Here is a 7,449-nt window from a genome sequence, read left to right on the forward strand (position 1 = left end):
CTCGCCGGGGTTCTCGGCGAGCCGCCCGGCCATGACGCCGAGCGCGAGCGGCAGGTGGCCGCATTCGCGGGCGAGCCGCTCGACCGCCTTGTCCTCCTCCCTGAGGCGGGGGTCGCCCGCGCCGAGGACGTTGGAGATGAGGTCCACGGCCTCCTGCGTCGCCATCTCCCGCAGTTCCAGGGTCCGGACGTCGGCGCCTTCGAGCAGGGCCGGCAGCCGCCGCCGGCTCGTCACGACCACCAGCCCCGAGGCCATCGCCGCCAGCAGCGGCCTGATCTGCTCGGGCCGGGCGGCGTTGTCCAGGATCAGCAGCATCCGCCGGTCGCCGAGCAGGGACCGGCACTGCGCCGCCAGCTCCGCCTCCGTCCTCGGGACCTGGTCGCCGGGCACGCCCGCCGCGCGCAGCACCTGCCCCATCGCCTCCGCCGGGGTGACGGGGCTGCGGGACGTGCCGCGCAGGTCGGCGAACAGGACGCCGTCGGGGAAGCGGTCGAGGACCCGGTGCGCCCAGTGGAGCGCCAGCGTGGTCTTGCCGACGCCCGCCATGCCCTGGACCACTACGGCGCGCGGCCACACGGACTGGCCGACCAGCAGGTCGAGCTTGCCGAGGCTGACCGCGCGTCCGGCGAAGTAGGGGTCGTCGGCGGGGAGGCGGACGGCGGGCGGCCGGGCCGGCGCCGCCAGGCGCACCGGTTCGCGCGCCGCGATCCCGGCGCCCTCGTCCGGCTCCCGGGCCCGCTCGGGCGCCCGCTCGGGCTCGGCGGCCGGCCAGTCGTCGCCCCAGGGGCTCGCGGCGCGGCGGAGCCGTTCGACGTCGAGGACGGTCAGCGGGCGGGCCCGCCGGTCGAGGATGCCCTTGGCCCGCCACGTCCGGAACCAGCGCACCAGCGTCTCGCGGGAGATCCCTGCCCAGTTGGCCAGCTCCGCCTGGCTGAGCCGCAGGGGGATCCGCGTGCCCTGGCCGGGGGCGGGCTCGCCGAACCGGTGCGCCAGCTCCAGCAGGTGGTAGGCGAGCCGCTGCGGGTGGTCCGCGGCCCGCACGGCGTGCCGGCGGCCGCCGTAGGTGACGCTCTCGGAGACGGCGTGCATCATCGCCTCGGCGACCTGCGGGCTCGCCGCCAGCAGGCTGCGGAACTTGCCGCGGTCCACGCGCAGCGCCGTGACGTGGTCCAGCGCGGCGACCGTGGCGCGCTGCGGATGCCCCCACGGGCCGAGGACCCCGACCAGGTCGCCCGCCCCGAACAGGTCGATGATCGACTCGTCGCCGTCGCTGGAGTCCACGAACTCCTTGGCGACCGCGTTGCTCGCGGCCCGCGGCGACGCCTTGAACACCACGTAGACGGCCGGCGCGACCGTCCCCTGGTGGCACAGCATGCCGCCGGGCGGGATGTCGGCGCGCCGTCCCATGGCGCGCAGGGCCTGCCGGTCGGTGGGGGCCAGCCGCTCCCAGAAGCTGCCCGGCCGGACGCCCGGCCCGTCGCCGATCATCCGGTCGCCCTCCCGCCGCGGCGCGCCCCCGGCGGCGTCCCGCGCTGCCGCGCGGGACGGAACGCGGTCGTCACCGCCTCACCGCCCTTCCGGGGTCGGACCTGATCTTCCGGTTCCCATAGTGCGGGGAGAAGGCGGGAAAGTCCGTCCGGCGGCGCACGGTTCGGCTGCGTCTGGTGACTCATTCCAGGCGCGCACCCCGAGCACGGGTGATCGCGGGGGCCGATGATGGAAGATGGTCTTCGAACGAACGACGGGGAGGACGCATGACCTACACCGGTAACGTCGAGGCGGGCGGGCGTCCGGACGTCCGGGAGCTGCCCGGGCTGCGGGTGACGAAGGTGGCGGTCGGCCCGTACGACAACAACGCCTACCTGCTGCGGTGCACCGCGACCGGCGAGCAGCTGCTGATCGACGCGGCCAACGAGGCGCCCCGGCTGCTGGAGCTGATCGGCGACGGCCCCCTCGCGCGGATCGTCACAACGCACCGGCACGAGGACCACTGGATGGCGCTGAGCGAGGTGGCGCGGGCCACCGGCGCGCCGGTCGTCGCCCATCCGCGCGACGCCGGGCCCCTCCCCGAGCCGGTCGCCGAGCCGGTGGAGCACGGCGACACCGTCGCGGTCGGGCAGGCGTCCCTCGACGTCATCCACCTGCGCGGCCACACGCCCGGCTCGATCGCGCTCCTCTACGACGCGGGCGGCGAGCTGGCCGACCGCCCGCACCTGTTCACCGGCGACAGCCTGTTCCCCGGCGGCGTCGGCAACACCTGGGGCGACCCGACGCGCTTCCGGCAGCTGCTCGCGGACGTGGAGGAGCGCGTCTTCGACCGCCTCCCCGACGCCACCTGGTTCTACCCGGGGCACGGCAAGGACTCGACGCTCGGCCGGGAGCGCCCCTCGCTCCCGGAGTGGCGCGCCCGCGGCTGGTGACGCTCGCGGCCCGGCCGGAACAAGTGGCGGGGGACGTTCGTTTGCCCCAACACACTTCCGGCCCGAGACCAGGAGTCGACCATCCCCCCACCTCACGAGGCGGATCCGGGACCCGCGCTGCGCTACCCGGCGGGTTCGCTGGTGCTCGTCGCCGGCCTGCCCGGCTCCGGTAAGAGCACGCTGCTCAACCGCCTGTACGGGCTGCGCGGCGACGAGACGGCCCCGGTGCGCGCCGGGGACGTCCGGGTGATCGACTCGCGCCAGTCACGCAACTGGTGGGCGCGGTTCCTCGGGCCGCTGCCCGTCCGGCTGCGGACCCCGATCGTCCAGAGCACCCACGTCTGGCGCATCGGCCGCGCGATCGTCGCCGGGCACGGCGTCGTCGCCCACACGCGCGGCACCTGGCCGCACATCCTGCACGGCTTCGCCTGGCTGGCGCGCCGCCGCGGCGGGCGGCTGCACCTGATCCTCATCGACGTCGCGCCGGAGACCGCCCGCGCCGGCCAGTACGCGCGCGGCCGCGTCGTCGCCGCCGCCCTCTGGACGCGCCACTGCCGCCGCTGGCGCCCCCTGATCGCCCGAGCCCGCAGCGGCGCCCCCCTGCCGCCCGCGGCCGGCGTCACCGTCCTCGACCGCGACGCCGCCGACAAGCTGCAGGCCATCCACTTCAGCTGAGCTCGCCGAACCAGCGCACGATCCGGGCGGTGCCCGCGAGGTTGGAGCCGAGGTGGCGGGAGCCGCCGTAGAGCCGGTCGCCCACCTCGACGACGGGCACGGCGGCGCCGCGGTCCCGGAACCGCGCCGCGCAGTGGTCGGTGTTGGCGGTGACCGCCTGCTCGTCCCCGGCCATCGCGTAGAGGCGGACCGGGACGCGCGGGGTCCAGGCCGTGCAGACCTCCGCGTCCACGCGCAGGGCCTCGGCGAACGATCCGGAGGGGTGGCGCAGCAGCGCGAGGCCGCGCGGGGTGAGGAGTGCGCCCAGCGTGTCCGGGAGGCCGTCGAGCATGACGCGCCCGGGCGTCGTGCCGTCGAAGTACTTCTCGACGCGTGCGGCATAGGGCTCGCGGAACAGCTCCGAGGGGTCCTCGTAGATGCCTCCGTGGACGCGGTTCCAGGAGGTGAGCAGGTACGACGTGTACGCGACCGCCATCTTCGGAGCGATGTCCCCGCGCAGCAGGGCGGGCAGTTCCGAGGCCTGGAAGTCGTAGGCGCCGCTGATCGGGGCCACCGCGCGCAGGCGGAAGTGCGGGTCGGCGCCGCCCTGCAGCGCCCGGGCGAGGCCGAGCGCGGACGAGGCGCCCTGCGAGAAGCCGGTGACGAAGACCCGGCCGTCGAGGACGCGCCCCGCCCGCGGGGCGAAGTGACGCGCCGCGCGGAGCATGTCGAGGGACGCGCTCGTCTCGGACGGCACGTCCTTCCACGGATGGACTCCGGGTCCGAGGCCCAGGCCGAGGTAGTCGGGCGCGACCGCCGCGAACCCGGCCGCGGCGTAGGTGACGGCCGCTCCGGGCCCCCAGACGTCGTCCGCCGTCGAGGGGGCGTCGGGCTTGTAACTCATGGTGCCGTGCGTGTACGAGACCGTCGCGAGGCGGCGGTCGCGGCTGCGCGGCAGCACGACCAGGCCGCTGGCGGTCGTCGCGCGGCCCCGGGCGTCGACCGTCCGGTAGACGAGCCGGTAGGTGTCGACGCCGTGGCGGACGGACGCGGTGTCGAAGTCCTCGGACGAGAGCCAGGCCCGGACCTGGTCGGCCGACATGGCGGCGAGGTGGGTGGCGGAGACCAGACGGCCTCGTGCGGCGTTCGGCTGGGCGACGGGCGCCGCCCGGTGCTCGGCGGTCGGGCGCTCGAACGCCCCGGCGGACGCGGCGGAGACGCCGGCGGCCGTGATCGCGGCGGCGGCGAGCGTCCCGGCGGTGAGGCGGGTGAGGGTGCTTGTCATGGCGGTGAGCATCGCGCCCGGCCGCCCGGGTCCGCGTCGCCCCCGCAGGTGATCTCGTGCCCGCTACCTGGGAGGGTCCTCCGGCCAGATGGGGAGGAGGAGCGCGGGCGGGGGCGTGGGTAGGGTCGGGGGGAGGTCGAGACGACGAGAGGCGGCAGTATGGCGCAGCAGGTACGCGGGGTCGTCGCACCCGGCAAGGGTCAGCCGGTGCGGATCGAGACGATCGTCGTCCCGGACCCGGGGCCCGGCGAGGCGGTCGTCGACGTCCAGGCGTGCGGGGTCTGCCACACCGACCTGCACTACCGCGAGGGCGGGATCAACGACGAGTTCCCGTTCCTGCTCGGCCACGAGGCCGCCGGGGTCGTCGAGTCGGTGGGCGAGGGGGTGACCGAGGTGGCGCCCGGCGACTTCGTGATCCTCAACTGGCGCGCGGTGTGCGGGCAGTGCCGCGCCTGCAGGCGCGGACGCCCCTGGTACTGCTTCGACACCCACAACGCCGCCCAGAAGATGACCCTCGAGGACGGGACGGAGCTGTCGCCCGCGCTCGGCATCGGCGCGTTCGCCGACAAGACCCTCGTCGCGGCCGGGCAGTGCACCAAGGTCGACCCCTCGGCGCGGCCCGAGGCCGCCGGGCTGCTCGGGTGCGGGGTGATGGCGGGGCTCGGCGCGGCGATCAACACCGGCGGGGTCGGGCGCGGCGACTCGGTCGCGGTCATCGGCTGCGGCGGCGTCGGCGCGGCGGCCGTGCTCGGCGCCCGGCTGGCCGGGGCCGCCCGGATCATCGCCGTGGACCTGGACGAGCGCAAGCTCGCCACCGCGTCCTCCCTCGGGGCCACGCACACCGTGAACGGCGCGGAGAAGGACGTCGTCGCGACGGTGCGGGAGCTGACCGGCGGGTTCGGCGCGGACGTCGTCATCGACGCGGTCGGCCGCCCCGAGACCTACGAGCAGGCCTTCAACGCCCGCGACCTCGCCGGGACGGTGGTGCTGGTCGGCGTGCCGACCCCGGAGATGAGGCTGGAGCTGCCGCTGCTGGAGGTGTTCGGGCGCGGCGGGTCGCTGAAGTCGTCCTGGTACGGCGACTGCCTGCCGTCCCGCGACTTCCCCATGCTCATCGACCTCTACCTGCAGGGCCGCCTGGACCTCGACGCGTTCGTCTCCGAGACGATCCCGCTGGACGGCGTCGAGGCCGCGTTCGAGAAGATGCACCGCGGCGACGTGCTGCGCTCGGTGGTGGTGCTCTGATGGCCGGCGGATCCGGGGAACTGCGCGTCGACCGCCTCGTCACGTCCGGGACGTTCTCGCTGGACGGCGGGACGTGGGACGTCGACAACAACGTCTGGATCGTCGGCGACGACAGCGAGGCGATCGTCATCGACGCCGCGCACGACGCCGAGGCCATCGCGGCGGCGCTCGGCGACCGCCGGCTGGTGGCGATCGTGTGCACGCACGGGCACGACGACCACATCGACGCGGCGCCCGCCCTGCGGGCCCGCACGGGCGCGCCCGTCCTGCTGCACCCGGACGACCTGATGCTGTGGAAGCAGCGGCACCCGGACGCCTCGCCCGACGGGGAGCTGTCCGACGGGCAGGTCGTCACGGTCGCGGGCACCGGCCTGACGGTCCTGCACACGCCCGGCCACAGCCCCGGCGCGGTGTGCCTCCACGCGCCCGACCTGGCGACGGTGTTCTCCGGCGACACCCTGTTCAGCGGCGGCCCCGGCGCGACGGGCCGGTCGTTCTCCGACTTCCCGACGATCATCGCCTCGATCCGGGAGCGGCTGCTGACCCTTCCGCCGGAGACGACCGTCCGCACCGGGCACGGCGACTCCACCACCGTCGGCGCGGAGGCCCCGCATCTCGAGGAATGGATAGCCCGCGGCCACTGACCGGGATAGTGTCCCCGGTGGCGGACAGCCGTCCACGGCCGGGAGGGTGCGATGCGGCGCAGGGCACCGCTGGCGCTCCTGCTGTGCGGGGCGGTCGCGGGCTGCGGCCAGAGCGCGCGCGGCGCGGACGTGCCGGCGCCGGCCGTGCCGCCGCCGACCGCGCCGACCGTGTCGGCCTCCGCGCCTCCGGCGAGCCCTCCTCCCCCGGCCGGCGTCCCCGCGACCGGCGAGCCCGTGCCGCTCGGGCGGGTCGCGGGGTGGCGCATCACCACGTACTACACGGCGCTGGAAAGCCTGTACGACGGCGAGCGGAAAGCGGTGCGCGGCTGCGCCCGCTTCCACTGCTCGCGCGGGAAGACCCCGCTCGGCTCCTACCCGAAGGACTTCCTCAAGGTCGTCCAGACCGAGGGCAGCGGGCGCGTCACCGAGGGGCCCGAGCGGGGCCGGTACCTGAACTGGTCGCACAGCGTCGGCTTCTGGCTGGACGACACCACCCGCGACTCGCGGGGGCGCCCGCTGCGGGCGTGGGCGTCGGCGGCGGCCGACAGGTCCGTGCTGGCGCGGGGACGGCGGTTCGCGATCCTCGACTGCGGTGAGGACGGCGGCGGCCGCGCCGTCGAGGACGAGGTGTGCGCGGCGTTCCGGAAGGCCCGCTGGACGGTCACCGACCTGTTCCGCCCCGGATACGGCGGCCAGAACCACGCCGACGTCTACATCGGCGAGGAGAAGGGCTCGCGGCTGGCCGGCTCGCCGTTCTACACGACGCTGAGCGGCGCCACGCTCGTGGGGTCCTGAGACGTCCCGGACGCGGCGGCTAGGACGGGACGCGCTCGACCGGGCGCGGTGAGGCGAGGCGGGTCGGCTGCGTCCGGCCCCGCAGGGTGACCTCGTCGCCGAGCGACCAGTGCGCCGCCTCGTCCGGTCCCGCCCCGGCGAGGAGGGAGCCCGCCGCCAGCACGCGCTCGCGGGTGGTCTTGGCCATGTCGGTGAGGCGGGCCGCCTCGTTCACCGGGTCGCCGATCACGGTGTACTCGAACCGCTCCTCGGCGCCGATGTGCCCGGCGACGGCCTCGCCCGCCGAGACGCCCACGGCGGCGCTCAGCGCCGGGACGTCCTCGCGCAGCCGGCCTCCTGTGGTTCGGCGCCTACATGGTCGTCCTGAACTGGGGCGAGCAGCTGGTGGACGCCGGCACCGCCGCCC

At 75.7% G+C, this 7,449-nt stretch carries 8 protein-coding genes; 5 read left to right on the forward strand and 3 right to left on the reverse strand.

What is annotated here, in order from left to right; genetic code table 11:
* On the reverse strand, window positions 1-1,488 hold a 1,488-nt coding region (locus AB0C69_RS34550; RefSeq protein WP_360359303.1), incomplete at its 3' end, for a helix-turn-helix domain-containing protein.
* A 266-nt stretch (window positions 1,489-1,754) separates the two neighbouring features.
* Here AB0C69_RS34550 and AB0C69_RS34555 point away from each other — a divergent pair.
* Window positions 1,755-2,420 (forward strand): MBL fold metallo-hydrolase, encoded by a 666-nt coding sequence (locus tag AB0C69_RS34555; RefSeq protein WP_345184300.1) that lies wholly within the window; start codon window positions 1,755-1,757, stop codon window positions 2,418-2,420.
* A 141-nt stretch (window positions 2,421-2,561) separates the two neighbouring features.
* Entirely contained in the window at window positions 2,562-3,095 is a 534-nt protein-coding gene (locus AB0C69_RS34560) for a GTPase domain-containing protein (RefSeq protein WP_345184298.1), read from the forward strand.
* Here the strand turns inward: AB0C69_RS34560 and AB0C69_RS34565 are convergent.
* Complete coding sequence (locus tag AB0C69_RS34565) at window positions 3,088-4,359, reverse strand: hypothetical protein (protein WP_360359306.1); 1,272 nt, start codon at window positions 4,357-4,359, stop codon at window positions 3,088-3,090. The two genes, AB0C69_RS34560 and AB0C69_RS34565, sit on opposite strands and share 8 nt — an antisense overlap.
* A gap of 159 nt (window positions 4,360-4,518) precedes the next feature.
* Between AB0C69_RS34565 and AB0C69_RS34570 the strand changes: the two genes are divergently transcribed.
* Genes AB0C69_RS34570 through AB0C69_RS34580 form a run of 3 tightly spaced genes read left to right on the forward strand, consistent with a single transcriptional unit; the run spans window position 4,519 to window position 7,043 of the window.
* A complete protein-coding gene (locus AB0C69_RS34570) occupies window positions 4,519-5,604 on the forward strand; it encodes an S-(hydroxymethyl)mycothiol dehydrogenase (RefSeq protein ID WP_360359309.1) in 1,086 nt (361 codons plus the stop codon).
* Window positions 5,604-6,248 carry an MBL fold metallo-hydrolase gene (locus tag AB0C69_RS34575; protein ID WP_360359312.1) on the forward strand — a complete coding sequence of 215 codons (645 nt, stop codon included), beginning with the start codon at window positions 5,604-5,606 and terminating at the stop codon, window positions 6,246-6,248. Before AB0C69_RS34570 ends, AB0C69_RS34575 begins: the two co-directional genes overlap by 1 nt.
* A gap of 51 nt (window positions 6,249-6,299) precedes the next feature.
* Window positions 6,300-7,043, forward strand: a complete 744-nt coding sequence (locus AB0C69_RS34580; RefSeq protein ID WP_360359315.1) for a hypothetical protein — start codon at window positions 6,300-6,302, stop codon at window positions 7,041-7,043.
* Window positions 7,044-7,062: 19 nt separating this feature from the next.
* On the opposite strand, the gene AB0C69_RS34585 is transcribed toward AB0C69_RS34580, so the two are convergent.
* Window positions 7,063-7,371 (reverse strand): adenylate/guanylate cyclase domain-containing protein, encoded by a 309-nt coding sequence (locus tag AB0C69_RS34585; RefSeq protein ID WP_360359318.1) that lies wholly within the window; start codon window positions 7,369-7,371, stop codon window positions 7,063-7,065.
* Window positions 7,372-7,449 lie beyond the last annotated feature (78 nt).

Origin of the sequence: Actinomadura sp. NPDC048032, assembly GCF_040653175.1 — a bacterium.
GTDB classification, from domain to species: domain Bacteria; phylum Actinomycetota; class Actinomycetes; order Streptosporangiales; family Streptosporangiaceae; genus Spirillospora; species Spirillospora verrucosospora.